This window comes from Microbacterium sp. KKR3/1, assembly GCF_021272365.1.
Classification (GTDB): Bacteria; Actinomycetota; Actinomycetes; order Actinomycetales; family Microbacteriaceae; genus Microbacterium; species Microbacterium aurugineum.
Window position 1 is genome coordinate 226,953 of record NZ_JAJSDW010000003.1, and the last position, 24,755, is coordinate 251,707.

Here is a 24,755-nt window from a genome sequence, read left to right on the forward strand (position 1 = left end):
GCGAACCTCGGTCAGAGTGTTCGAGATCACTTCTTCACCACTCGGAGGAACACCGTGGACATCGTCCGTCACGTCATCAACGGAGTGGAGACCGCCGAGGCGGCTCGCACCGGCCAGGTCTTCGATCCCGCCACCGGCGAGGTCTCCACGCACGTCGCCCTCGCCTCGTCCGCCGAGGTCGAATCCGCCATCTCCGCCGCAGCGGCCGCCCTGCCCGCATGGCGCGAGACGAGCCTGATCAAGCGCGCCGACGTCTTCTTCCGTCTGCGGCAGCTCCTCAAGGAGCGCACCCCCGAACTCGCCGCGATCGTCACGTCCGAGCACGGCAAGGTGCTCTCGGATGCCGCGGGCGAGGTGTCGCGCGGTATCGAGAACGTCGAGTTCGCCGCCGGCCTCGTGCACCTCCTCAAGGGCGAGCGCAGTGAGCAGGTGTCCCGCGGCGTCGACGTCCACTCCGTCAAGCAGCCCGTCGGTGTGGTGGCGGCGATCACGCCCTTCAACTTCCCCGTGATGGTGCCGCTGTGGATGATCGCCTCTGCGATCGCCTGCGGCAACACGGTCGTCCTCAAGCCCAGCGAGAAGGATCCCTCCGCCGCCGTGTGGATCGCGAAGCTGTTCGCCGAGGCCGGGCTTCCCGACGGCGTGCTCAACGTCGTCAACGGCGACAAGGAGGCGGTCGACGCACTCCTGGAGTCGCCTCGGGTGAACGCCGTCAGCTTCGTGGGGTCGACCCCGATCGCCCGCTCGATCTACCAGCGCGCCTCGGCCGCAGGGAAGCGGGTGCAGGCGCTCGGCGGCGCGAAGAACCACATGGTGGTGATGCCGGATGCCGATATCGACGCCGCCGCCGATGCCGCGGTCTCCGCCGCCTACGGTTCTGCCGGGGAACGCTGCATGGCCGTCTCCGTGCTCGTCGCCGTGGGTGACATCGCCGACGACCTGGTCTCTGCGATCGCCTCGCGCATCGACGGCCTGAAGATCGGCCCCGGTACCGATGCCGCGAGCGAGATGGGTCCCCTCATCACGCGCGAGCACCGCGACAAGGTCGCCTCCTACGTGACGGGAGCCGACGCCGAAGGCGCGACGGTCGTCGTGGACGGCACGCAGAAGTCCTTCGATTCCGAGGGGTTCTTCCTCGGCGTCAGCCTGATCGACCGGGTCGCGCCGGGCATGAAGGTCTACGACGACGAGATCTTCGGGCCGGTGCTGTCCGTGGTGCGCGTGGAGACCTACGCCGAAGCGGTCGAGCTCGTGAACGCGAACGCCTATGGCAACGGGACCGCGATCTTCACGCGCGACGGCGGCACCGCCCGCCAGTACGAGTTCGACATCGAGGTCGGCATGGTCGGCGTGAACGTCCCGATCCCGGTGCCGATCGGTGCCTACTCGTTCGGCGGATGGAAGGACTCGCTGTTCGGCGACTCGCACATCTACGGTCCCGAGTCGGTGCACTTCTACACCCGCTCCAAGGTCGTCACGACCCGCTGGCCGGACCACACCCCGTCGCAGATCGATCTCGGCTTCCCGAGCAACCACTGACTGGAGCGACCACGATGACGAACTTCACCGACCGCCACGGGGCCGCCCACCCGCTCCCCGCCCCCGAGGCCGAGGCGCAGGTGCGCGCGGACGACCGCGGCCATGTGTTCCACTCCTGGAGCGCGCAGGCACTGATCGACCCGCTGCCCGTCGCCACGGGTCAGGGCTCGACGTTCTGGGACTACCAGGGGAACGCCTATCTCGACTTCTCGAGCCAGCTGGTGAACCTGAACCTCGGGCACCAGCACCCCGACCTGGTCGCCGCGATCCAGCAGCAGGCGGGGCGCCTCGCGACCATCCAGCCCTCGATGGCGAACGACGTGCGCGGTGAGCTGGCGCGTCTGATCGCGGAGGTCGCACCCGATGGCCTGGAGAAGGTCTTCTTCACCAACGGCGGCGCCGAGGCCAACGAATACGCGGTGCGCATGGCACGGCAGTTCACCGGCCGGCGCAAGGTGCTCTCGATGTATCGCAGCTACCACGGCTCCACGTCGACGGCCATCTCGCTCACGGGCGACCCGCGTCGCTGGGCCAATGACACGGTCGACTCCGGCGCGGTGCGCTTCTTCGGCCCCTATCTGTACCGTTCGCCGTTCCACGCCGAGACGCCGGAGCAGGAGTCCGAGCGCGCGCTCGCGCACCTCGAGCAGACGATCCAGCTGGAGGGGCCGCAGACGATCGCGGCGATCATCATCGAGACCGTCGTGGGCACGAACGGCGTGCTCGTGCCACCGCCCGGCTACCTGCAGGGCGTGCGCGATCTGTGCGACCGCTACGGGATCGTCTACATCGCCGACGAGGTCATGGTCGGCTTCGGTCGACTCGGCGAGTGGTTCGGCATCGACGCGTTCGACGGACGCCCCGACCTCATCACCTTCGCAAAGGGTGTGAACTCCGGCTACGTGCCGCTGGGCGGGGTCGTGATCTCGGACCGGATCGCGAGCGCCTTCGACACGATGCCGTTCGCCGGCGGGCTGACCTACTCCGGGCACCCGCTCGCGTGCGCGGCCGGGGTCGCGACGTTCGAGGTGTTCCGCCGCGACGGCATCCTGGAGCGCGTGTGCGACCTGGGCGCGCGTGTGGTCGAGCCGACCCTGCGTCGATGGGAGCAGACGCACCCGAGCGTCGGAGAGGTCCGCGGGCGCGGGCTCTTCTGGGCGATCGAGCTCGTGCGCGATCAGGAGACCCGCGAGCCGCTGGTGCCGTTCGACGCGACCGGAGCGGATGCCGCCCCGATGGGTGCTTTCGCCGCGGCCGCCAAGAAGGCCGGCGTCTGGCCGTTCACACACTTCAACCGGGTGCATGTCGCTCCCCCGCTGGTGATCGACGAAGAGGAGCTGGTGCGCGGTCTGGACGCGATCGACAGCGCGCTGACGGTCGCCGACGAGGTCGCCGCCGGCTGATCCGAGCTCGAGCCCCGCGCGCTCCCGCGGGGCTCGAGCTCAACCGCCCGACGGGTCCGAGTTCGTGGTCGCAGCACCCTGCAGCGAGTGCAGCTTCGCCAACGGCGAGAGGGCTACGTAGAGCAGCTGCGCAGCGAACAGTGCGGTGGCGAGAAGCAGGCATCCTGCCGTGCCCCAGAACACGCTCACCAGCGCGGCCAGTGCCGCGCCGACCGGTCGGGCACCGTAGGTCGCCACGACGAGAAGGGAGGAGACGCGCCCCAGCATGTCGACCGGCGTGATCGCCTGACGGATCGACGTCGTTGTGATCGCCCAGATCACCGGGCCGAATCCGAAGAGGAAATAGCTCAGCATGGCGAGCACGGACGTGGGCGCGACAAGTGTGACCGCCAGGGCGAGCGCGGCTCCGAAACCTCCGAGAGGACCGAGCAGCGCCGCGCCTCCGAGGCTGAGCCGCCTGGTGATCGCGGGCGAGACGGCTGCACCCACGGCCATGCCCACTCCGCTCGCGGCGAGCGCGTACCCCACGTGCACCGGCGTCATGAGAAGGATGTCGACGGCGTAGACGACGAAGATCGCCTGGATGATGAACCAGCCGATGTTGAAGACGAGCGAGGTCAGGATGATGGTGCGCAGCACCGGGATCGACCATCCGAATCGGGCGGCCTCGCGCAGGTCACGCAGGATGGGTCGACGAGGTGCGCCGCTCTGCGGTGGGATGTCGAGGCGGAGAAGCAACAGTATGCCCAGCACGCACAGTGTGGTCGCCACGACGAAGGCACTCGATGCGCCGAGCCACGACGCGAGCAGGCCGGCAGACGCGGGCCCGGCGATGAGCGCCGCGCTCCGGCCGAGCTCCACCCAGCGGTTCGCCTGGATGAGTTGATCCCGATCGACGAGCTGCGGTACGACAGCGGGCATCGCGACGCTGAACGCCACGGTTCCGACGGCGCCGAGGAAGCCGATGAGCACGAGCTGTGGGAACGTGAGCACCTCGCTGACCAGGAGGACGATGGTCAGCGCCAAGGTCACGGCACGCAGCGACTCGGAGACGATCAGCACGGATCTGCGGTTCAGCCTGTCCACCAGCAGACCGACGGGGATCGCGAAGAGCAGGAACGGGAGCGTGTGAGCCACCTGCAGAACCGCTGTCTGAGCCGGGGAGGCTGAGAAGACCAGCACAGCGACCAGCGGCGCGGCGGCGAGGGACACCTGCTCGGCGAATTGGACGAGGACACCCGACCAGCCGATGCGAACGAAGGATCGGGGAAGCTTGCTCGTTACCGAAGACACGTCCTCACGCTATTGAGCATCCGCGGCGGACTCCGGCGGGAATCGGACGCGGCATCCGGCGAGCAAATCTCGGCGGAGAGGGGACAGAACCACTCAGCTCCCGACGAGCGACTACTGAGTTCAAGGATTCTTCGCCACAGTGTCTCACGGAGCCACGTAAGTTAACCCAGTCGCCAAAATGCCGGACACATCCCGAATCACGGCATCACCCACGGATCTGCAGGACTCGAAGCCTGGTCCGACGCTGAGCGACACTGCGTGGTGCGCACACGTGCGCCACTGGTCACATTATAAGGAACTTCCATGAATTCTGCTACCCCCAAACGTCCCTCGATCGGCGCACGCATCAGCCGCAGGACAGCCTCCGTCGTTGTCTCGATCGTCGCCGTCGTCCTCGGAATCGCTCTCGGTGTGCTCGCTGCCGTCCTCGGCCTCAGCATCAGCCTGCCGCTCGGTCTGATCGCTGGGGCGGTCACCCTCTTCGCCAGCGTCTGGGTACTGACGGCCCTCGCACACAAGATCTGGCCGTCGAGCAAGTCGATCCGCCCGAGGCTGGCGCGCCGGAAGGCACCCTATGTGGTCGCCGGTGCCGCCCTCGCGATCGCGGGCGTCGCCGCAGGAGCCACGGTGCTCGCTCCGGTGGAAGGCGAGGAGAACCCGGTCGCAGCGATCGAACCCCGCTACTGGGATCTCGACACGGGCTCGCGCGTCGCCTATTGGAAGTTCGATGCCAAGACCGCATCCACCTCGGATGTGCCGATCATCTTCGTTCACGGCGGCCCTGGAGGCTCCAACCAGGCTCACGACTTCGAGTTCTTCCCCGAGCTCGCGGCGACCGGACACGACGTGTACCTCTACGACCAGCCCGGCGCCGGCTTCTCGCCGAACCTCGACCTCGACGACTACACGCTGGAGCGCATGGTCGAAGACCTCGACGCGATCCGCGAGGAGACCGGCTCAGAGAAGGCCATCGTCATCGGCCAGTCGGCCGGTGGGTTCGTGATCGAGGCGTACGCTGCCGAGCACCCCGAGCACGTCGAGAAGGCCATTCTGACCGCCCCCGGCGGGTACCTCACCTCCCCCGAGATCACGGCTGCCTCGGCCGAAGAGGAGAAGAAGCGCGAGGAACTCGGTCTGAACGTAGACGCGGGTGACATCGGCAACATGAACGAGAAGGTCACGCCCCGCATCCTGACGACCATCATGCTCCACTCGTTCGGCTTCTCCGCCGCCGCGGAGAACCTCACGTCGCAGGACGACGTCAAGCGCTGGTCTGCCGTGGCCCTGGGCGACAACACGGGTCTGAACTTCCACGCCAACCTCATGCTCGCCAAAGACTTCGGGATCCACGCCGAAGACACCCTGGAGAAGCTGAAGGAGCTCGACGTACCGACCATGATGCTCAAGCCGCAGTTCGACTACGTGCTCTGGAGCGTTCAGTACCCGTACGTGGAGGCGAACCGCGACATGCAGGTCGTCTACATCGAGGACGCGGAGCACACCGCCTGGGTGAAGCAGCCGAAGGCAGCCCGTGACGCGATCGCCACCTTCATCGAAGGAGGAACGCAGGACGTCTACACCGGTTCGGAGTCGCCCGCGATCACCCTCGGCAGCCGCTGAGACCTGGCGGGACGCACGTCCGGTGTGAGCATTAGGAGCTCCCTTCGCCCGTGCAGCAAAAGAGACGGCCGGTCAGTCATGATCTCTCATGTCTGATCGGCCGTCTTCTCGGTGGACCTAAGGGGATTCGAACCCCTGACCTCCTCGATGCGAACGAGGCGCGCTACCAACTGCGCCATAGGCCCGTGAACAACATCTACGCTATCACGGCGAACGGGATGCTCGCTTCCGTCCGATCATCCGGCGGCACGGCGAGAGAGGAGTTCGCGCACGTGCGCCTCGATCTCGGCGTCGTCGACGAAACCCATCTTCGCGTAGGGCGAGGATGCGGCGGGAAGCGGTGTGGGCGCGGCCGGCGCCATCTGCTCGGCACGCTCACGGAGCGCGGCCACCCGCGCGGCCTTGCGGCGTTCTTCCTGCGCCTCGATCTGATCCTGAGCGGCCTGCGCGCGCGACCCGGCGACGGAGACCAAGGGCTCCGGCAGCGGCCGTGGCGTCCAGGTCGCTCGGCCCTGGTCATGCAGTTCAGGAGCAGCGACGCGTTCGACCACCGGAGCGGACACGACGTGCGTGGCGCGTGCGGCCCGAGCGGCGACAGCTGCCATCCGCTGAAGTGCGATTCCGGCGGGAACGATCAGAGCGCCACCGAGCCACAGCAGCAGCGAGGAGCCGGCGACGACGAGCTGCCAGACGCCGAAGCCGACGGCGGCGAGGCCGAGCAGGAGCGAGACGGTGGACACCATGCGCACGCGACGACGGGCGCGGGCACGACGGATCACCGGGTCGGCCCTGGTCGCGGCGAGCTGTTCCCGCAGCGACTCGAGCTCTGCGGCCTCACGTTCCGACTGCACGCGCTTGGCGAGCTTCTGCTGCGCCAATGCGGTGCGCGCATTCAGTTCGAAACGCACCTCTTGCGGCGTCTCGCTCGTCTCGGCGAGAACCCTCAGCGCCTGGTTCAGGCGGACGGCGTTGCGCTCCGCGGCGTTGTACTGAAAACGACCACGCCACGACGGGAGCAGATAGAGCATCCAGAGGAGCACGGCGACGAGGACGATCACCCCTCCACTCAGCACCGGCCCGTCCATGGTGATAACGCTACGGGCACAGGGGCGGCGTGGCCGTACAGAAGGGCGCGTGTCGCGGCGAGTCCTTCCGGATCCGCCCGGTTCGGGGTCTCGTCAGAACGAGATGCGGTCGGAGGGCGGCACGGTCGAGGCATCCGGCGGCACCTGACCGCTCAGCCACCGCGCCAGCACTCCCTGCGGCACATCCTCCTGCGTCAGCGCGAACGCGTAGTGATCACGCCAGTCGCCATCGATGTGGATGTACCGGCGGCGCAGACCTTCGTAGCGGAACCCGAGCTTCTGCACGACGCGGATGCTCGCGGCGTTCTCGGGACGGATGCAGATCTCCATCCGGTGCAGCCCGTACTCCGTGAAGCATGCGTCCGTGGCGAGCGCGACGGCGGTCGGGGTGATGCCCCGCCCGGCGAACCGCTCGCTCACCCAGTAACCGATCGTCGCCGAGCACAGGGAGCCGCGGGCGACACCCCACACGTTGAGCTGTCCCGCCACCTCACCGTCGTACTCCATGACGAAGGGGTAGCCCGAACCGTCGCGGTACTGCTGCAGCAGCCTCCTGATGCTGAGTCGCATGTCGAAGGACACCGAGCCGTAGGGGACCGTCGCCTCCCACGGCTGCAACCAGGAACGGTTCGCGAGCAGTTCGTGCTGCAGCGGGCGGGCATCCTTCGCGCGGATGAGCCGCAGTTCGATGGGTCCGTGTCGCATCCCCGCCGCCAGTTCCATGCCGCACCGACCCCGCAGAGTCGCCTAGAGGCGTTCCGCGAACTCCTTGAGCCACGGGCGCAGTTCGGGGCCGAGGTCATCCCGGTCCGCTGCGAGCTGGACGATCGCCTTGATGTAGTCGACGCGGTCGCCCGTGTCGTAGCGGCGTCCGCCGAAGATGACGCCGACGACGCCGGGACCCTGCGGATCGGTCGCGAGCTCCTGCAGCGCATCCGTGAGCTGGATCTCGCCGCCCTTACCCGGCTCGGTGCGCTCGAGGATCTCGAAGACCGATGCCGGCAGGACGTAGCGGCCGATGATGGCGAGGTTCGAGGGAGCATCCTCCTGCGCGGGCTTCTCGACGAGCCCGGTGACGCGAACGGCGTCCGACCCCTCGATGTCCTCGACAGCGGCCGCGCCGTACATGTGGATGTTCGCGGGGTCGACCTCCATGAGCGCGATCACCGCGGCACCGGTGCGTTCGTGCTCGGCGATCATGTCCGTCAGCAGGGGGTCGCGCTCGTCGATGAGATCGTCTCCGAGGAGCACCGCGAAGGAGCTGTCCCCCACGTGGGTCCGTGCCCGCAGGACGGCGTGCCCGAGGCCCTTCGGCTCTCCCTGACGCACGAAGTGGATGTCGGCGAGGTCGCTCGACTTCATCACCCGCTCCAGCCGCCCCGTGTCGCCCTTCTCCATGAGCTTCACCTCGAGCTCGGGAACCGAGTCGAAGTGGTTGGAGATCGCGTTCTTGTTGCGGCCGATGATGACGAGGATGTCATCGATCCCGGCGTCCGCCGCCTCTTCGACCACGTACTGGATGGCCGGCTTGTCGACGACCGGAAGCATCTCCTTCGGCATCGCCTTCGTCGCAGGCAGGAATCGTGTCCCCAGTCCTGCTGCGGGAATGACGGCCTTGATCTTCTGTGCACCCATCCCCACAGCCTAGCGGTGAGCATCGCCGTAGACTCGAAGCCATGTCGAACGACGTCGAACACGCCAAACGCGCGCTCCGCGCCGATCTGCGCGAGCGGCGTCAGCTCCTCTCGGACGCGCAGCGCGAAGCCGCCGCCACCGCCATCGGCGAACGACTCGACGCGCTCATCGACGATCTCAGCGCCCGCTCGATCTCGTGCTTCCTCTCCACCACCACAGAACCGGGCACTCGTGAATTCGTGACGCGGGCGGTGCGCCGCGGAATCCGCGTCCTCCTTCCCGTCACACGCGCCGACGGGCTTCTCGACTGGGCCGTCGCCACGGAGGACGATGAGATCACCGAGGGGCTCTACGGACTTCCGGAGCCGACCGGAGAGGTCCTCGGCCCGATCGCCGTCAACGACGTGGAGCTGATGATCGTCCCCGCCTCCGCCGTCGACCGCAGCGGGATGCGGATGGGCTGGGGGCGCGGATACTTCGACAAGACGATCGGCTCGATGGAGAGATGCCCTCCGGTCTATGCGGTCGTCTATGATTCCGAGGTACTCGACGAACTTCCGAGCGAGGTGCACGACCAGCCGGTGAACGGCGTCGTCACCCCCTCGCAGACGCTCACCCTGTCGCCTCCGCGACGCTGACCCGCAAGGACGCCCATGCCCACCTACGCCTATGCCTGCACCTCGTGCGGACACCAGTTCGATGCCGTGCAGAGCTTCGCCGACGATGCGCTCTCGGTGTGCCCGGAGTGCGGCGGCGCCCTGCGCAAGCAGTACGGCTCGATCGGGGTGACGTTCAACGGCTCCGGCTTCTATCGCACGGACTCGCGCGCCAAATCCAGTGGTTCGAAAGACACTTCGGCATCATCGAAGTCGGAATCGACGACGAGCGCCAAGCCGGCCGCTGCGTCGACACCGGCCTCTTCCTGAGGCCCTGACCTGTTCGGAGATCCCATGTTCAAAGGCTTCAAGGACTTCCTGCTCCGCGGCAACGTCATCGACCTCGCCGTCGCCGTCGTCATCGGCACGGCGTTCACCGCGATCGTCACCGCGGTCGTCAACAGCATCATCAACCCACTGATCTCCCTCTTCCTCAAGGCCGACGCCGCGGGAGACTTCGGGATCCCCGTGACGAACATCTACGGCGAAGAGGTCCTGTTCCCGATCGGCGACCTGATCTCGGCGATCATCAGCTTCCTGGCCGTCGCCGCGGTGGTCTACTTCGTCTTCGTCCTGCCGATGAACACCTTCAAGGCCCGGGTCGAAGCACGAAAGGGCACGCCGGCGGAAGAGCCTGAGGAAGAGCCCGCCGCAGCGAGCGAGGCCGAGCTGCTCGTCGAGATCCGCGACCTGCTCAAGGCACAGCGCGGGGCCTGACCGCTCCCCCCGTCAACAGAGACGCACGGCCCCTCCTCGGAGGGCCGTGCGTTTCTCGTCCGCCGACAGCACCATCGGCAGCCCGGTCCCTCAGTAGTGCGGGGGCACGTCCTGGATGAGCTGGTCGTCGTTCGGACCTTTCGGTCCCTTCGACCGCGCCGGTGGCGGCGTCGACTCACCGGGTGCGGACTCCGGTGCCGGATCACTGCCGGGAACCGGCGTCAGGCGAGCACGACGGGAGCCGGGGACCCGCACCACGCTCTGGCGCGGAGTCCGGTCGTCATTCTCGTCAGTCATTCTGGGTGTCGATGATGTCGATCGGCTGCGTGTCGTTCTCCGCACGCGGGGCGGAGTCGGAGATGCCGAGCACGGCGGCGATGCGCGTCGCCACCGTCACCGGATCGCTGTACAGATCGAAGGCGTGCACGCGCACGTAGTGCCAGCCGAGACGACGCAGCACGTGCGGCCGCAGACGCAGGGTCTCCCGCAACGATTCGCCCCGGGATTCCGGATCGGATTCGATGACGACGGCCTTGCCCGCGTGCTGCGCGACGAGCGGCAGCAGCCCGCGGTAGTCGACGTCGACAGAGGCACCGAGCCGCCGGAGCTCCCGGGCCAGAGCGAGGGTGAGGGGGTCTGCGAGGTCCTCGAGCCGCGCATCCCGACTGCGCGTGGCGAGTCCCCCGAGGATCGACATCAATGTGGCCGCGCCGTGCTCGAGACGCCCATCGTCGAACGACGAGGGCCGGATCGAGGAGACCAGGACCATCGAACGGCGGGCACGAGTCATCCCGACGGTCAGGAGCCGCTCGCCATCAGGGGTGGAGAGGTCGCCGAAGTCGCTCAGGACACGACCGTGCTTGGTGAGTCCGAAGCCGAGCGAGAAGATGACGCGGTCCCGGCTCTCGGCGACCGATTCCTCGAGGGTCAGCACCGCGAAGGGCTCGACCGTGTCCCGTCCGACGAAGTCCGCCACATCCGATCGGCCCGCGAAAGCGGAAGTGACGGCCGCGCGGACCCGCTCCGCGTGGCGAGCGCTGGCCGTGACGACCATGAGCGACTCCGACGGGCGGTGCACGGCATGCTCGACCACGAGTGTGACCACTCGGGCGACCTCGGCATCCGGGCTCTCGACCGCGCCCGAGATCGGATCGGGAGTGCCGGTGCCGCCCTCGACGTAGTCGACCGTGAGACTACCGCGACCGAGGTACGAGCCGGCCCAGGGCAGCGACACGATCTCGCCGCCGTAGAACGCGTCGTTGATGAGTTCCGCGAGGTCTTCGCCACCGGCTCGGTAGCTCCGGGTCAGCGTCATCACAGGAAGCAGTTCGGACAGCCGCTCGAACGCCGAGACGTCGTCGAACGGGACCTCGGGCTCCCACGAATCCTCCGGATCGACCGCGATATGGAAGGGCGTCGGACGCTGTGTGACCGGGTCCCCGAACGCCACGATCTGACGAGCACGACGGATCGTCGGCGCTGCCTCGGCGAGGTTGATCGCCGCCGCGTCGACGAGGAGGACGGTGTCGAACTCCACGGACTCCGGGATCTCCGGCACCTGATACGGCGAGGAGATCCAGACGGGAGCAAGCACGTCGACGAGCGTGGGCGCGGCACTGACGATCTGCGCGGTGGTCGCCGACTGCTGCGTCAGCGCGCGGCGGAGGTGCTGCGATTGCTGAGGCTCGTCGACGATCGCGATCCGCCACTGGTTCGCGAGCTCCCAGGCGAGAAGAGGACCCGCCATCGCGGCATGCGCTTCATCCACCAACCGGAAGTCCCGCTCGAGACGGTCGACCACGGCGGTGTTCGCGCCGAGGAGGGCACGGTTGTCCTGCAATGCTCGCTCGAGGAGTGACTGCCACCAGGCGAACTCGAGCTCCTCCCCCACCTGCGACTCGGAGACGTGTCGCACCGAGAGTTCCGTGAGCAGCGGCTCGAGCCCGAGGAGCGCCAGACGGTCACGCAGCTGTGCGCGCTCCACGAGGTTCTCGAAGACGTCGGACTTGGCAGCGAGCCCGGCCAGGGTCCGCACGAGTCGTGCCACGGGCAGCGAGGCCAGAGGCTCGCGGCGCCCGAGCGCGGCATCGAGCTCGGCGAGCTCGGCCTCCGCTCGCTGCCAGGCGGCGTAGACGTCGGCGAGACCGAGCGGGATCTCCGGAGCGGCACCGGCTTCGACATAGCGCTGCCACTGCGTGCGCTGGGCCTGGATCCGCAGCAGCGCCTCGTGCATCTCGGTGACGTGGACGCCCGGACGCACATATTCCTTGGCGAGACGACGCAGCCGCCGCCTGTTCGCCCCGGAGAGCCCGGGCGCATCGCGACGCGAGCCGTGCGCCTGGATGAGCTCGCCGAGCGGACGCTCGAACACGGTGGGACTGAAGCGGTCCAGGGAGTCGCGGATGCCCTGCAGCAGCCGCAGGTACTCGCCGAGTTCGTCGATGGTCGAGAACGGACGCATGTGCGTCTGCGCGATGAGTTCGTAGCCGCGTTCCAGGAGGGCGGGAACGCTGCTGGAGTGCAGCCTCCCGGCCAGTTCATGGGCGGCGCGTGCGGCCTCGGTGCTGGCGAAGGTGACGCCGTACCAGGGAGAGTCGTTCGGACCGAAGCGGAACTCGCCGAGACGTGCCGCCTGGGCGAGCGCTTCGGCGGCTTCGCTGCGGTCTGACGCCAGACGACGCAGTGCGTCTGCTCCGAGCCGCGCGGTCGTAGAGGGAGGAACCGGCAGGGAGGCGAGCCGGGTGAGTTGGCGGGTCGCGTCGAGCACCGATGCGTCCATGCCGGCGATCGGCGCGGTGAGCGCCTGTCGATAGTCGCGAAGCACCGTGCGCAGGCGCACCAGCGCATCGTCGACCTCGCTGACCTTCGGAGCCGTGGCCTTCTCGTTGCGACCGATGGCCCTCACGAGGTCGCGGCGGACGCTGGCGGGCGAGATCGCAAGACTGTCCAGACCGATGCCCGCGAGCCGATGCCGCACACCGTCCAGCGTCGACCGACGGGCGGAGACCACGAGCACCCGCTTACCGCCCCGCACCAGTTCGCCGAGCGCGTTGATCACGGTCTGCGTTCCGCCCGTGCCGGGAAGTGTCGCGACGGTCAGGGAGTGCCCCGCGGCGATGCGTGCGAGCACGGCTTCCTGCTCGGCGTCGGCATCGAGGAGCAGGTTGTCAGACGCGGGAGCACGATCGTCGGGGCCGGTGTGGTGCGGCGTGGCCCGCGGTGCCGTGACACGCTCGCGGTCGCCGACGTGGCCGCCCAGCGCGTTGAGGACCACGTGGTCGAGGCTTCCCCCATCACGCGACATCGCACCGGACACGTCCGCGAACGTCGAGACGACGAGCCGCGGCTCGACCGAGAACGTGTCGATGGAGCGCGTCATCGCTCGCAGGCTGTCGATCACGGGCTGCGGCTTGAAGATGCCGCCGTCATAAGCGAGGGCGGCGAGCGCCGCGGCGTCGATCGAGAGACCGAAGTGTTCGCGTGCGATCCGGACGAGCGCGGGGTTCACCTCGAAGGCACCCTGCAGCTTCAGCTCGAAGTCCGAGTGATGGCGACGGATCGCCAGCGGGCGAAGCAGCACGGGTGCGGCGAAGCCTGCCCCTCCGATGCGCCACCCCGCGACGCCGACGGCGAGGTGCACGGCCTCGATCCCTCGGACCGTGCGGAGTTCGGTGTTCTTCGCGGTGATGCGCTCCGCCGCGAGTCGCGCGGTGCGCAGGCCCACCTCATCGCGGAACAGATTCGACAGGAGGGTCGACTTGCCGGTGATGAACTGCGGCAGGCTGCCCGGATGCGCTTTGGAGATGTCGATGCCGGACTCGACGGTGTCGCGGAAGCTGACCAGCGGCGACGGCCCCCCCAGATCAGCGGCCTCGGCCCTCAACCGGGTCCGTTCGGCCTCGGCGGCATGCGCGATGTCGACACCGGTCGCGGTCTCACGCAGGTCACCGATCGACACAGCGGCTTCCGCCGCTGCGTCCTCCGCAGACCTGTCTTCACGTCGCCACACATTGACACCCTAGGCGCGACACGCGGAGAGCGAGAGTATCCCAGGCGGGTTTCCGCCGAATTTCCGCCGGAGACGGGTGACCCGCACTCCTCCTGCCCCGCGCTCCACCGTTTCGTCTTATCCACCTGAGCCGGGCGGAGGATGGTCCGCGACCACTGTCGCCGGTCAGGATGGTGCCATGACCTTCCGCTACGACTTCGCTCCGACTCCGTTCGGCGACGCCCTCGCGGTGTTCTCCGACGAGGGCATCGTACGATTCGACCTCTCCGAGTCCGAAGACCCGCACGTCCCCTGGCTCCTCGAAGGGGTCGCCCGCCAACTGCACGCCGTCCCGGAACCCGACCCCGGCGCCGCCGACGAGCTCGCGCACCTGCTCGCCGAGTACTTCGACGGCACACCGGTCGCCTTCCAGGAGCACCTCCGGCTCGATTGGCGCCTGACCGACGGTTTCGCGCGCACCGCGCTGCAGACCATCAGCGGCATCGCCTGGGGAGAGACGATGAGCTACGGCGACGTCGCCGTGATGGCAGGACACCCCGGCGCCGCTCGCGCCGTCGGCACCGCGTGTCGGCTCACACCGTTCTCGATCATCGTTCCCGTGCACCGGGTGGTGCGCTCGGATGGAAGCCCTGGGCATTACGGCGCACACCCCGAACGCAAGCGGTTCCTGCTCGACCTCGAAGCCGGCTGACCCCGCGTGGCGCGAGACGTGGACCCGGCGAGTAGGCCGCCGGGTCCACGTCTGACGCCAGGAGAGAAGAAGGCCGGGTGATAAAGTCGACGCTACGAAACGGGGCACGCAGTCGTCACCCGGAAGCAGGTAATCGTGAGCGCTCCCGCCACCCTCGAATCCGAGACCGAACTCGTCGCCAATGCCGTGCGCGAGCTCGCCAGACGAACTCGTTTCCCCGTCGCTTTCGGCGGTCTCATCGAAGAGGGCGTCGTGAGCGTCACCAGTATCGTCGGCGCACGCACCCGCTCGCTGGACGGACTGCGCGTCCGCCCGGAGCGCGGACTGGGCGGACGAGCGATGATGGAGTTGCGCCCGCGGATGACGAGCGACTACGGCTCGTCCCAGCAGATCACCCATGACTACGACGTGTTCGTCCTCGGTGAAGGCCTGCGCACGCTCCTCGCCCTGCCGATCATCGTGCAGGGCCGCCCCCGCGGCGTCCTCTACGCCGGCGGGTGGGATGAGGAACAGGTCGGCGGCGTGACCACCGCACCTGCCATGCAGGTGGCGCAGTCGGTCGCCGACGAGCTGCGCATCCGCGACGAGGTCCAGCGGCGGATCCAGGCGAACACCGGCGGGGGTGATGCCGTAGCCCCGCCACAGCGTGAGGAACTCCGGGAGAGCTTCGCCGAATTGCGCAGCATCGCGGCTTCCCTCGATGACGCCGAACTCCGTGCGCGCATCGCGCGGGTCGAGCAGCGTCTCGTCACCCTCGCAGGCGACGATCCGGCCGTCTCGACCAGTCCGATCCCCACCGTTCGCCTCTCTCCACGGGAGACCGACGTGCTCGCCTGCGCCGCGATGGGTGCGACCAACGCGGAGATCGCGACGCAACTGGGTCTGCGCGAGGGCACCATCAAGGCGTATCTCGGCACGGCGATGTCCAAACTCGACGCCTCCACGCGACATGCCGCCGTCACGCGCGCACGGCGTGCAGGTCTCCTCCCGTGAACATATTCACCGCATGAATGTCAATTCGCTATTGTCCGGTTGCTCGGTTTCGCCGGATGACATATATTCGCATTCATGGCGAGAAGAATTGTGCATCAGCTGGTAGACGACATCGACGGCAGTGTCCTCGAAGTAGGTGAAGGCGAGACCGTCCACTTCTCGTTGAATGGCACCTCCTACGAGATCGATCTGAATTCGTCCCATGCCGAGGAGTTGCGCGCGGCTCTCGAGCCGTACATCTCCGCCGGACGCCGCGCCGGTTCTTCCGCCGCGACCCGCACGTCGCCTTCGCGCAAGCGCCCTGCCCGCAATCCGGAGGTCGCGGCGATCCGCGCATGGGCCAAGGAGAACGGCCACGCCCTCTCCGAGCGCGGACGAATTCCCGCGCCTATCGTCGACGCGTACAACGCCGCACACTGATCTCGTACCGAGTCATCCCTTCGGGGAAGACTATTCGGCCGTCTCCTTCACCCACGGCTCATCCCGCAAAGTGATCTCCTCGGTCATGTCCGCGAGGAATCGGATGACGACTTCCCTTTCCGCAGGGCTGAGGCGCGCCGCGGAATAGAAGCGCTTGGCCTGCTGACGGCCGACCGTCTCCATCGCAGCCAATCGCGTCTCCGGCGTGATGGCGATATGAAGTGCCCGTCGGTCGGTGGGGTGCGGCGCCCGCGTGATGTGCCCGCCCTTCTCCAACCGGTCGAGGAGCTTCGTCGTCGCCGCCGTGGAGACACCGAGGTGGTGCGCGATGCCCCCGGGGGTTGCGACCAGCTGCCGGTTCGCGCACACGATCAAGTAGTGCAGCGCACGCATGTCGGTCTCATTGAGCCGCATGTAGCGCCGGGACGCCTGTGAGAGCTTCTGCTCCGCCTCTCGCAGATTCGCGAGCGACTCCATGAGCCGGGCGATCTGTCGCAGCTCCTCGGGTGGCACACCCTGCCGGTCCACGAGCGTGCTGCGCGGATCACTGGCGTCGACGTCGTAGATCGCCGAATGCGTCAGTCCGTCGGGAGTCTTCTCGTGCCCACTCTCGCTGGGGTCACCGTTCGACAACACTTCCTCCGCGCTCTCCTGCGGGGTGGTGCCGGGCTCCGTGTCCATGCGATCATGTTACACACCAACAGTTTCATGCTAAGTTGACTACTTACCAAGTTAGCGAAACACCGGACGCCTCGGAATCAAGGAGATGCCATGGATGACGTGACCCTCCTTGCCGAAGACGGGACCGCCGTGGGCACGCTGCCAAAGCAGGACGTCCACACCCGCGACACCCCGCTGCATCTGGCGTTCTCCTGCTACGTCCTCGACACGCACGGTCGCCTCTTGCTCACTCGTCGCGCACTGGCGAAGAAGACCTGGCCGGGTGTGTGGACGAACAGCTTCTGCGGTCACCCCCGCCCCGAGGAGGACATGCTGGATGCCGTCCGGCGGCACGGTGTCCACGAGCTCGGGATCGATCTCACCGACCTGCGCCTCGTCCTCCCGGACTACCGCTACCGAGCCGTGGACGCGAGCGGGATCGTCGAGAACGAGATCTGTCCCGTGCACGTCGCCGTCATCGACGGCCAGCCCTCAGCGAACCCCGACGAGGTGTCCGAGTGGATCTGGGTCGACGTGGCCGCTCTCGTCGAGGGCATCACGCACACCCCGTTCGCCTTCAGCCCCTGGCTCGTCGAGCAGCTTCCGATTCTTCGACGACTCGGCGAGGTCTGACCGATGAGCGGCACGGTGACGGAAGAGGACCTCGGGACGCGCATCGAAGAAGCTCTGCGCCACCGCTTCTCGGAGCGCAGCACGGCTGCCGAGAAATACGGAGCGGAGTTCGTCGGACTCTGGCGCGCCGCCGCGCAGCACGCTCTCGGCGGAAAGCTCGTCCGTCCTCGCCTCCTCATCGACCTTCTGCAATCACTCTCCCCCTCCCCCTTGTCGGAGCGGGAGACCGCGTGCGCGATCGATGTGGCCGCACACGTCGAGCTCCTCCACTTCGCCTTCCTCCTGCACGACGACGTCATCGACGGCGACCTGACCCGGCGGCGCGGTCCGAACCTGATCGGCGCTCTGGTCGCGGCCCACGCCGATACTCACGTCGAGCCCGCACTGCACTGGGCGCGCTCGAGTGCGATCCTCCTCGGGGACATGCTTCTCTCCTCGGCCGTGCTGGGGTTCGCGCGAGCCGATGTCTCCGCCGACGCCCGTGAGCGTCTGCTCTCGCTGCTCGAGCAGACGATCTTCGAGACTGTGGCCGGAGAACATGCCGACGTCGCACTGAGCGACGGCGTGATCGCGCCCGATCTGCGGACCATCCTCGCGACGAGCACTTACAAGACGGCGACCTACTCCTTCGTGCTCCCCCTGCGCGCCGCCGCCGTGCTCGCGGGCTCATCCCCCGCCGCCGAGGAACAGCTCAGCGAGATCGGTCGGCATCTCGGCCTCGCCTATCAGTTGCAGGATGATCTGCTCTCCGTTTTCGGGGACCCCGGACAACACGGCAAGGACGCCTACTCCGACCTGCGCGAGGGCAAGGAGACGGCGATCATCGCCTACGCCCGCATGACGGCGCACTGGGAGAGCATCGAGGTGCACTTCGGCAGATCCGAACTCACCGTCTCGGAGGGGTCCGAAGCCCGAGATCAATTGCGCGCGTGCGGTGCCGAGAGCTTCGTCCTCGGACTCATCGACGAGCATCTGGATGCGGTGTCCACCGCGCTTGCCGCCGCGGAGTCCGACGGTACGCTCCCCGCCGCGGCTGCCCAGACGATCCGCGCTCACGCGTCCCGCGTCGAAGGGCGCCGCCGATGACCGCGGAACCGGCTGATCGCACGGACGACACCGCGCTGCGGCGCTTCAACCGCACGGCGGAGATCGCCACGACCGATGTGATCCGCACGTACTCGACCTCGTTCGGCCTCGCCACCCGGCTTCTCGGCAGACGTCATCGTCAGCACGTCCGCAACATCTACGCCATGGTGCGCATCGCCGATGAGATCGTCGACGGGGTGGCCGCCGAGGCCGGACTCGACAGCACTGCGCAGACGGCGGCGCTCGCCTCCTACATCGAAGAGACGCACCGCTCGATGCGGACGGGCTACAGCAGTGACCTCATCCTGCACGCCTTCGCGCGGACGGCACGGGAGTGCGGTATCGGTGAGGACCTGACCGGGCCCTTCTTCGCCTCGATGAGCGCCGACCTCGCCGACGACGCCGACTTCACGGCCTACGATGCCGACGCCCACGCCGACTACGTCTACGGTTCCGCCGAGGTGGTCGGACTCATGTGCCTCCAGGTCTTCCTTCGGGGGGCGGATCGGACGGACGAAGAGCTCCGCACGCTCCGCCGCGGTGCGCGCCAGCTGGGCGCCGCGTTCCAGAACGTCAACTTCCTCCGCGATCTCGCCGACGACACGGACCGGCTCCACCGCGGGTATCTCGGGGGGTCCGCGCGGCTGACGGATGCGGACCGCGATGCCTGGGTGGCGACGGTGTTCCGGCAGCTGGCGGATGCCGAAGCCGCCATCCCCCTCCTCCCGAAGGATGCCCGCGCCGCGGTGCGGAGCGCACTCGCCCTGTTCGCCGCGCTCACCCGACGCGTGGCGAAGACGCCCGTGGAGGTGCTGTACCGCCGACGCGTTCGTGTGCCGGATCCGATCAAGGCCGTGCTCGCGGGTCGCGCCGTGATCGTGACGACGTGGGAGCGGGACCGATGAGCCGCGTGGTGGTGATCGGTGCGGGCGTCGCCGGCCTCGCGACGGCCGGCCTCCTGGCGAAGGACGGGCACGAGGTCGTCGTCCTCGAGAAGAATGACCGCGTCGGCGGGCGCGCAGGATCCATCGAGCGGGACGGGTTCCGCTTCGACTCAGGGCCCTCGTGGTACCTGATGCCGGAGGTGTTCGATCACTTCTTCGCGATGATGGGGACCTCGACGTCGGAGCAGCTCGACCTCACCGCGCTCGACCCGGGATATCGGGTGTTCCGTTCGCCTCGGTCCTCGGGGTCGGTGAGCGTCCCCGCGGGACGTGACGCGGTCACCGAGCTCTTCGACGAGCTGGAGCCGGGCTCCGGTCCCGCCCTCGACGCGTATCTGGACTCCGCGCGCGACGCAGCGGCGATGGCGGAGAAGTACTTCCTGTACAACCCGTTCACCCGCATGCGCACTCTCGCCGCCCCGGAGGTCCTGCGGGCGCTCCCCCGGCTGTTCACGCTCCTCGGCACCCGACTGCAGTCGTTCGCGGAGCAGCGATTCCTTCATCCGGTCGTGCGACAGATCCTCGGCTACCCCGCCGTCTTCCTCGGCACCGACCCGCGCACCGCTCCTGCGATGTACCACCTCATGAGCGCACTCGACCTCGATCAGGGCGTGCGCTACCCCCAAGGCGGCTTCTGGCGCGTCGTCGAACGGATCGACGCGCTGGCTCGCGCTGCGGGCGCGCGGATCGTGACCGGTGCTGATGTCACCGGCATCCACACGCAGGACGGCCCCGACGGCGTTCACACGACCGGCGTCGGCTGGACGGACGACGCGGGCGTCGCACACGTGGAGCACGCCGACATCGTGGTCTCGGCCGCGGACCTGCACCACACCGAGACCGTGCTGCTGCCGCCTTCCCTGCAGACCTACCCCGAGTCCTGGTGGTCACGGCGTACCAGCGGGCCCGGCGGGGTGCTCGTGATGCTGGGAGTGCGGGGCTCGTTGCCTGAGCTTCCGCATCATTCCCTGTTCTTCACCGATGACTGGGACGCCAACTTCGACGCGATCTTCGGAGCGACCCCGACCGTTCCCGATCCGGCGTCGACCTACGTGTGCCGACCGAGCGCGTCGGATCCCGATGTCGCTCCGGAGGGCCATGAGAACCTGTTCGTCCTGATCCCGGTCCCGGCAGACGTCGAACTCGGACACGGCGGACCCGACGGGACGGGATCACCCGCGGTCGAGAGCGCGGCGGATGCCGCGATCGATCAGATCGCCACCTGGGCCGGGATCCCGGATCTGCGCGAACGCATCGTGGTGCGCGAGACGATCGGCCCCGCGGACTTCCAGGACGACTACCACTCCTGGCGCGGAGGGATGCTGGGGCCGGCGCACATCCTGTCCCAGAGTGCGATGTTCCGCGCGCAGAACGCCTCCCGGCGTGTGCAGGGCCTGTTCTACGCCGGGGCCACCACCGCGCCGGGTGTCGGCGTCCCGATGTGCCTCATCAGTGCGGAGATCGTCCTCAAGCGCATCCGCGGTGACCACTCCCCCGGCCCGCTCCCCGTGCCCGTGCCCACCGTTGTCGGGACGGAGGCGTCCTGATGGGCATGGTGTACCTGGCGGCCCTTCTCCTGTCGCTGGGCTGCATGCTGCTGCTGGATTGGCGGTTCCGCCTCTTCTTCTGGCGCGATGCCGTGTCGGCGACGGTCGTGACGGTCGTCGGGCTCGTCTTCTTCCTCCTGTGGGATGTGGCGGGCATCGCCAACGGGATCTTCTTCCGCGGTGACGGCGCGATCGCGACCGGGATCGTGCTCGCGCCGGAACTGCCGATCGAAGAACCCGTGTTCCTGCTGTTCCTCGTGGTGTGCACGATGGTGATCTACACCGGGGCCGAACGCCTGATCACGCGCTGGCGTGAAAACCGTCGTGCAGGGGCGGGTGCGTCATGAGCTACATCCAACTCGCCGCCTGCTTCCTGCTCGTCGCCGTCGTGGTCGGTGTCATCCTGCCGCTTCTCCGCCGACGCCGCGGACCGCTCCCGGCCGCTGTGCTGCTCACCGTGCTGCTGCTCTTCGTCCTCACCGCCGTGTTCGACACCGTGATGATCGCGAGCGGATTGTTCCACTACGCGCAAGGTCCGCTGCTCGGCATCCACATCGGGCTGGCCCCCGTCGAGGACTTCGCCTACCCGCTGGCCGGTGCCCTGCTCCTTCCCGCCGTGTGGGCCGAACTGCGCGCGCGACGGCGGGCACGCGAGGACCGCAACACCGACGAGGAGCACGGATGAGCGCCGGAGCCACACCATCCCGCACGCTCGGACGGGATCTCGCGCAGATCCTGCTGTCGTCGCGACCCATCAGCTGGATCAACACCGCGTTCCCTTTCGCAGCCGCCTACCTGCTCACCACCCGTGAGCTCGATGTGACCTTGCTGGTCGGCACGCTGTACTTCCTCATCCCGTACAACCTGGCGATGTACGGCATCAACGACGTCTTCGACTACGCGTCCGACCTCGCGAACCCGCGCAAGGGCGGGATCGAGGGCGCGCTCCTGGCACCGCGCATCCATCGCGCCACCCTCTGGGCAGCGGCAGTGACGAACATCCCGTTCCTCGCCTATCTCGTGATCGTGGGCAACCCGGCGTCCTGGTTCTGGCTGGCCGTGAGCGTGTTCGCGGTGATCGCCTACTCCGCACCCGTGCTGCGCTTCAAGGAGCGGCCGTTCCTCGATTCGATGACGTCGAGCACGCACTTCGTCAGCCCGGCGATCGTCGGGCTCGCGCTGGCCGGAGCATCCGTCACGGCCGCCACCACGCTCACCCTCGTCGCGTTCTTCCTGTGGGGCATGGCAGCGCATGCCTTCGGTGCCGTCCAGGATGTCGGACCGGACCGCGAAGCCGGGATCTCCTCGATCGCGACCGTGATCGGGGCGAGGGCGACCGTACGACTGTCCCTGTCGCTGTGGGTGCTCGCCGGAGCCGCGATGCTCCTGACTCCCTGGCCGGGACCGCTCGCCGCGGTGCTCGCACTGCCCTATGTGGTGAACGCAGCACCGTGGTGGAACGTCGACGACGCCGGCTCGGCAGCCACGAACCGGGCCTGGCGGCGCTTCATCGCGCTGAACTATTTCGCCGGTTTCCTCGCGACGATGATCCTCATCCTCGCGTGGGTGTCCTGACCCTCCCCGACAACAGAAACCCTTCCGAGAGGAACACGATGTCCCGCCCCGACTCCGCGCCGACTCCACCGATCAGGGAGCGCTCACGACGCCACTCCTGGGTACGCGTGTTCCTTCCGGTGGCGCTGATCCTCGTCTGGTTGGTGGGTGCCTCGCTCGGCGGTCCCCTGTTCGGCAAGGTCGACGAGGTGTCGTCCAACGACCAGACGACCTATCTGCCGGAGTCGGCGCAGGCCACCGAGGTCCAGCAACTGCTCGGCGAGTTCAACGACAGCGATTCGATCCCGGCCATCGCAGTGTTCACCTCGGAAGACGCGCTCACCTCTTCCGAGCTGGACGCCATCTCCGACGCCGTCGCGGACGCACCGAACGTGGAGGGCGTCGGCGACGACGTCTCTCCGGCGCTCCCCTCCGAGGACGGGAAAGCCGTCCAGGCCTTCATCCCGATCGAGAGCGACGCGGAACTCGCCGATGCGACGGCGGCTCTCGGCGACGAGCTGCGCGGCGCCGTCCCCGACGGCATCACGGTGTACATCACCGGCCCAGCCGGCTTCAGCGCCGATCTGGTCGCGGGCTTCGCAGGCATCGACGGTCTGCTGCTCGGTGTCGCGCTCCTGGCCGTCCTGATCATCCTGGTGCTCGTCTACCGATCGTTCCTGTTGCCCCTCGTCGTGCTGTCCACGAGTCTGTTCGCGCTCTGCGTGGCACTCCTGGTCGTGTGGTGGCTCGCGAAGTTCGAGGTGCTGCTGCTCAGTGGCCAGACCCAGGGCATCCTCTTCATCCTCGTGATCGGCGCCGCCACCGACTACGCCCTGCTCCTCGTGGCACGCTTCCGGGAGGAGCTGCGGGTCTCCCAGGACAAGGGCGTGGCGCTGCTCGCCGCCTGGAAGGGGTCGGTCGAGCCGATCGCCGCCTCGGGTGGGACCGTGATCGCCGGGCTCCTCTGCCTGCTGCTGAGCGACCTGAAATCGAACAGCACCCTCGGCCCCGTGGCCGCGATCGGCATCGTGTTCGCGATGCTCTCCGCGCTGACGCTGCTGCCCTCGCTCCTGCTGCTCTTCGGCCGTGCGGTGTTCTGGCCACGACGTCCGCACTTCGAGCCCGAGGTCGTCGCCGCCGAGCACGGCATGCGGACGACGGGCCTGTGGGCTCGGTTGGCCGGCGTGATCAAGCGCCGCCCTCGGGTGATCTGGATCGTGACCACACTCGTCCTCCTGGCCGGAGCCGCCGGAGTGACCCAGCTCGATGCCAACGGTGTTCCGCAGTCCGAGCTGGTACTCGGCGCCTCGGAGGCCCGTGACGGACAGGTCGCGCTCGGTGAACACTTCCCCGGCGGATCCGGCAGCCCCGTGTACGTGGTCGTCGACGAGGACCGCCTGCAGGATGTCGCCGACGTGCTCCTCGCCAACGACGGCGTCGATGCGGTCTCGGTCACCGCGGCGGATTCCCCCAGCGGCAGCGCGCCCGTGACGGCCGACGGCATCACAGCCGTCGGTCCTCCCGGGACGCCGGTCCCCGAGCCGACGACCGTCGACGGCGAGGTGCTCCTCCAGGGAACGCTCACGGACGCGGCGGACTCCGAAGCCGCCGCGGCCACGGTGCGCGAGCTGCGGACCGAGCTCGACGGCACGAACGCCCTCGTCGGCGGAGTCACCGCCACGTCCATCGACACGAACGACGCGTCGATCCACGACCGCAACCTGATCATCCCGGTGATCCTCGTCGTGATCATGGTGATCCTGATGCTGTTGCTGCGCTCGATCCTCGCCCCTGTCCTGCTGATCCTCACCACGGTGCTGTCGTTCGGCACGGCGATGGGAGTCTCGGCGCTCGTGTTCAACGGGATCTTCGACTTCTCCGGTGCGGACCCCGCCGTCCCGCTCTTCGGCTTCGTGTTCCTGGTCGCGCTGGGGATCGACTACAACATCTTCCTGATGACCCGTGTGCGCGAGGAGTCGAAGGCGCACGGCACGCGCGAAGGGATCCTGCGCGGGCTCTCGATCACGGGGGGCGTGATCACGTCGGCGGGTCTGGTCCTGGCCGCGACGTTCGCCGCGCTCTCCGTGATCCCGATCCTGTTCCTCGTCCAGCTGTCGTTCATCGTCGCCTTCGGAGTGCTGCTCGACACGTTCGTCGTCCGCTCTCTGCTCGTGCCGGCCCTGACCTACGACATCGGCAAAGCGATCTGGTGGCCTTCGAAGCTCTGGCGGCGCGGAGAGGACTGAGACGCACCGCCCCACAGCGGGAAG

Annotated in this window: 24 protein-coding genes and 1 tRNA gene; 17 read left to right on the forward strand and 8 right to left on the reverse strand. The window is 68.1% G+C overall.

Annotation, left to right across the window (positions count from 1 at the left end; all coding sequences use genetic code 11):
* The first annotated feature begins 54 nt into the window (after positions 1–54).
* Complete coding sequence (locus LVJ59_RS15950) at positions 55–1,539, forward strand: CoA-acylating methylmalonate-semialdehyde dehydrogenase (protein WP_232763759.1); 1,485 nt, start codon at positions 55–57, stop codon at positions 1,537–1,539.
* A 14-nt stretch (positions 1,540–1,553) separates the two neighbouring features.
* The gene (locus LVJ59_RS15955) at positions 1,554–2,942 is read left to right on the forward strand and encodes an aspartate aminotransferase family protein (RefSeq protein WP_232763760.1); all 1,389 of its coding nucleotides are present in this window, start codon (positions 1,554–1,556) and stop codon (positions 2,940–2,942) included.
* A gap of 39 nt (positions 2,943–2,981) precedes the next feature.
* Here LVJ59_RS15955 and LVJ59_RS15960 read toward each other — a convergent pair whose 3' ends face one another.
* Entirely contained in the window at positions 2,982–4,235 is a 1,254-nt protein-coding gene (locus LVJ59_RS15960) for an MFS transporter (protein ID WP_232763761.1), read from the reverse strand.
* Positions 4,236–4,538: 303 nt separating this feature from the next.
* Here LVJ59_RS15960 and LVJ59_RS15965 point away from each other — a divergent pair, with 303 nt between their 5' ends.
* On the forward strand, positions 4,539–5,855 hold the full coding sequence (locus LVJ59_RS15965) for an alpha/beta hydrolase (RefSeq protein ID WP_232763762.1): 1,317 nt from the start codon (positions 4,539–4,541) through the stop codon (positions 5,853–5,855).
* Between the two features lie 112 nt (positions 5,856–5,967).
* On the opposite strand, the gene LVJ59_RS15970 is transcribed toward LVJ59_RS15965, so the two are convergent.
* The 4 genes from LVJ59_RS15970 to galU form a co-directional block, all read right to left on the reverse strand.
* Positions 5,968–6,040 (reverse strand) — tRNA-Ala (locus LVJ59_RS15970).
* 51 nt (positions 6,041–6,091) lie between these two features.
* Positions 6,092–6,940 (reverse strand): hypothetical protein, encoded by an 849-nt coding sequence (locus tag LVJ59_RS15975; RefSeq protein ID WP_232763763.1) that lies wholly within the window; start codon positions 6,938–6,940, stop codon positions 6,092–6,094.
* A 93-nt stretch (positions 6,941–7,033) separates the two neighbouring features.
* Positions 7,034–7,645 (reverse strand): GNAT family N-acetyltransferase, encoded by a 612-nt coding sequence (locus LVJ59_RS15980; protein WP_081997095.1) that lies wholly within the window; start codon positions 7,643–7,645, stop codon positions 7,034–7,036.
* A gap of 42 nt (positions 7,646–7,687) precedes the next feature.
* Positions 7,688–8,575 (reverse strand): UTP--glucose-1-phosphate uridylyltransferase GalU, encoded by an 888-nt coding sequence (gene galU / locus LVJ59_RS15985; protein WP_131491515.1) that lies wholly within the window; start codon positions 8,573–8,575, stop codon positions 7,688–7,690.
* Between the two features lie 41 nt (positions 8,576–8,616).
* Between galU and LVJ59_RS15990 the strand changes: the two genes are divergently transcribed.
* Genes LVJ59_RS15990 through mscL form a run of 3 tightly spaced genes read left to right on the forward strand, consistent with a single transcriptional unit; the run spans position 8,617 to position 9,948 of the window.
* The gene (locus LVJ59_RS15990; protein WP_232763764.1) at positions 8,617–9,213 is read left to right on the forward strand and encodes a 5-formyltetrahydrofolate cyclo-ligase; all 597 of its coding nucleotides are present in this window, start codon (positions 8,617–8,619) and stop codon (positions 9,211–9,213) included.
* A 15-nt stretch (positions 9,214–9,228) separates the two neighbouring features.
* Positions 9,229–9,501 carry an FmdB family zinc ribbon protein gene (locus tag LVJ59_RS15995; RefSeq protein ID WP_232763765.1) on the forward strand — a complete coding sequence of 91 codons (273 nt, stop codon included), beginning with the start codon at positions 9,229–9,231 and terminating at the stop codon, positions 9,499–9,501.
* A gap of 24 nt (positions 9,502–9,525) precedes the next feature.
* Entirely contained in the window at positions 9,526–9,948 is a 423-nt protein-coding gene (gene mscL, locus LVJ59_RS16000) for a large conductance mechanosensitive channel protein MscL (RefSeq protein ID WP_131491513.1), read from the forward strand.
* Between the two features lie 90 nt (positions 9,949–10,038).
* On the opposite strand, the gene LVJ59_RS16005 is transcribed toward mscL, so the two are convergent.
* Together LVJ59_RS16005 and LVJ59_RS16010 are read right to left on the reverse strand one after the other, a co-directional pair.
* Entirely contained in the window at positions 10,039–10,245 is a 207-nt protein-coding gene (locus LVJ59_RS16005; RefSeq protein ID WP_047524264.1) for a hypothetical protein, read from the reverse strand.
* The gene (locus tag LVJ59_RS16010; RefSeq protein WP_374199089.1) at positions 10,238–13,957 is read right to left on the reverse strand and encodes an AAA family ATPase; all 3,720 of its coding nucleotides are present in this window, start codon (positions 13,955–13,957) and stop codon (positions 10,238–10,240) included. Before LVJ59_RS16010 ends, LVJ59_RS16005 begins: the two co-directional genes overlap by 8 nt.
* Positions 13,958–14,135: 178 nt before the next feature.
* Here LVJ59_RS16010 and LVJ59_RS16015 point away from each other — a divergent pair, with 178 nt between their 5' ends.
* The 3 genes from LVJ59_RS16015 (at position 14,136) to LVJ59_RS16025 (ending at position 16,061) form a co-directional block, all read left to right on the forward strand.
* Positions 14,136–14,648 (forward strand): methylated-DNA--[protein]-cysteine S-methyltransferase, encoded by a 513-nt coding sequence (locus LVJ59_RS16015; RefSeq protein WP_047524472.1) that lies wholly within the window; start codon positions 14,136–14,138, stop codon positions 14,646–14,648.
* Between the two features lie 135 nt (positions 14,649–14,783).
* The gene (locus LVJ59_RS16020; RefSeq protein WP_232763766.1) at positions 14,784–15,641 is read left to right on the forward strand and encodes a LuxR C-terminal-related transcriptional regulator; all 858 of its coding nucleotides are present in this window, start codon (positions 14,784–14,786) and stop codon (positions 15,639–15,641) included.
* 75 nt (positions 15,642–15,716) lie between these two features.
* The gene (locus LVJ59_RS16025; protein ID WP_047522476.1) at positions 15,717–16,061 is read left to right on the forward strand and encodes an Lsr2 family protein; all 345 of its coding nucleotides are present in this window, start codon (positions 15,717–15,719) and stop codon (positions 16,059–16,061) included.
* A 30-nt stretch (positions 16,062–16,091) separates the two neighbouring features.
* Here LVJ59_RS16025 and LVJ59_RS16030 read toward each other — a convergent pair whose 3' ends face one another.
* Positions 16,092–16,742 (reverse strand): MarR family winged helix-turn-helix transcriptional regulator, encoded by a 651-nt coding sequence (locus LVJ59_RS16030; protein WP_232763767.1) that lies wholly within the window; start codon positions 16,740–16,742, stop codon positions 16,092–16,094.
* 90 nt (positions 16,743–16,832) lie between these two features.
* Between LVJ59_RS16030 and idi the strand changes: the two genes are divergently transcribed.
* The 8 genes from idi to LVJ59_RS16070 are packed head-to-tail and all read left to right on the forward strand — an operon-like array spanning position 16,833 to position 24,731.
* Positions 16,833–17,354, forward strand: coding sequence for an isopentenyl-diphosphate Delta-isomerase (gene idi / locus LVJ59_RS16035; protein WP_232763768.1), 522 nt, complete (start codon positions 16,833–16,835; stop codon positions 17,352–17,354).
* A 3-nt stretch (positions 17,355–17,357) separates the two neighbouring features.
* The gene (locus tag LVJ59_RS16040) at positions 17,358–18,440 is read left to right on the forward strand and encodes a polyprenyl synthetase family protein (protein ID WP_232763769.1); all 1,083 of its coding nucleotides are present in this window, start codon (positions 17,358–17,360) and stop codon (positions 18,438–18,440) included.
* Entirely contained in the window at positions 18,437–19,345 is a 909-nt protein-coding gene (locus LVJ59_RS16045; RefSeq protein WP_047522490.1) for a squalene/phytoene synthase family protein, read from the forward strand. The genes LVJ59_RS16040 and LVJ59_RS16045 overlap by 4 nt, the downstream gene beginning before the upstream one ends.
* Complete coding sequence (gene crtI, locus LVJ59_RS16050; RefSeq protein WP_153244562.1) at positions 19,342–20,931, forward strand: phytoene desaturase family protein; 1,590 nt, start codon at positions 19,342–19,344, stop codon at positions 20,929–20,931. Before LVJ59_RS16045 ends, crtI begins: the two co-directional genes overlap by 4 nt.
* Complete coding sequence (locus tag LVJ59_RS16055; RefSeq protein ID WP_047522494.1) at positions 20,931–21,278, forward strand: lycopene cyclase domain-containing protein; 348 nt, start codon at positions 20,931–20,933, stop codon at positions 21,276–21,278. Before crtI ends, LVJ59_RS16055 begins: the two co-directional genes overlap by 1 nt.
* Positions 21,275–21,616 carry a lycopene cyclase domain-containing protein gene (locus tag LVJ59_RS16060; protein ID WP_232763770.1) on the forward strand — a complete coding sequence of 114 codons (342 nt, stop codon included), beginning with the start codon at positions 21,275–21,277 and terminating at the stop codon, positions 21,614–21,616. The genes LVJ59_RS16055 and LVJ59_RS16060 overlap by 4 nt, the downstream gene beginning before the upstream one ends.
* On the forward strand, positions 21,613–22,506 hold the full coding sequence (locus LVJ59_RS16065; protein WP_232763771.1) for a prenyltransferase: 894 nt from the start codon (positions 21,613–21,615) through the stop codon (positions 22,504–22,506). The genes LVJ59_RS16060 and LVJ59_RS16065 overlap by 4 nt, the downstream gene beginning before the upstream one ends.
* Before the next feature lie 38 nt (positions 22,507–22,544).
* On the forward strand, positions 22,545–24,731 hold the full coding sequence (locus LVJ59_RS16070) for an MMPL family transporter (protein WP_232763772.1): 2,187 nt from the start codon (positions 22,545–22,547) through the stop codon (positions 24,729–24,731).
* Positions 24,732–24,755: the final 24 nt, after the last annotated feature.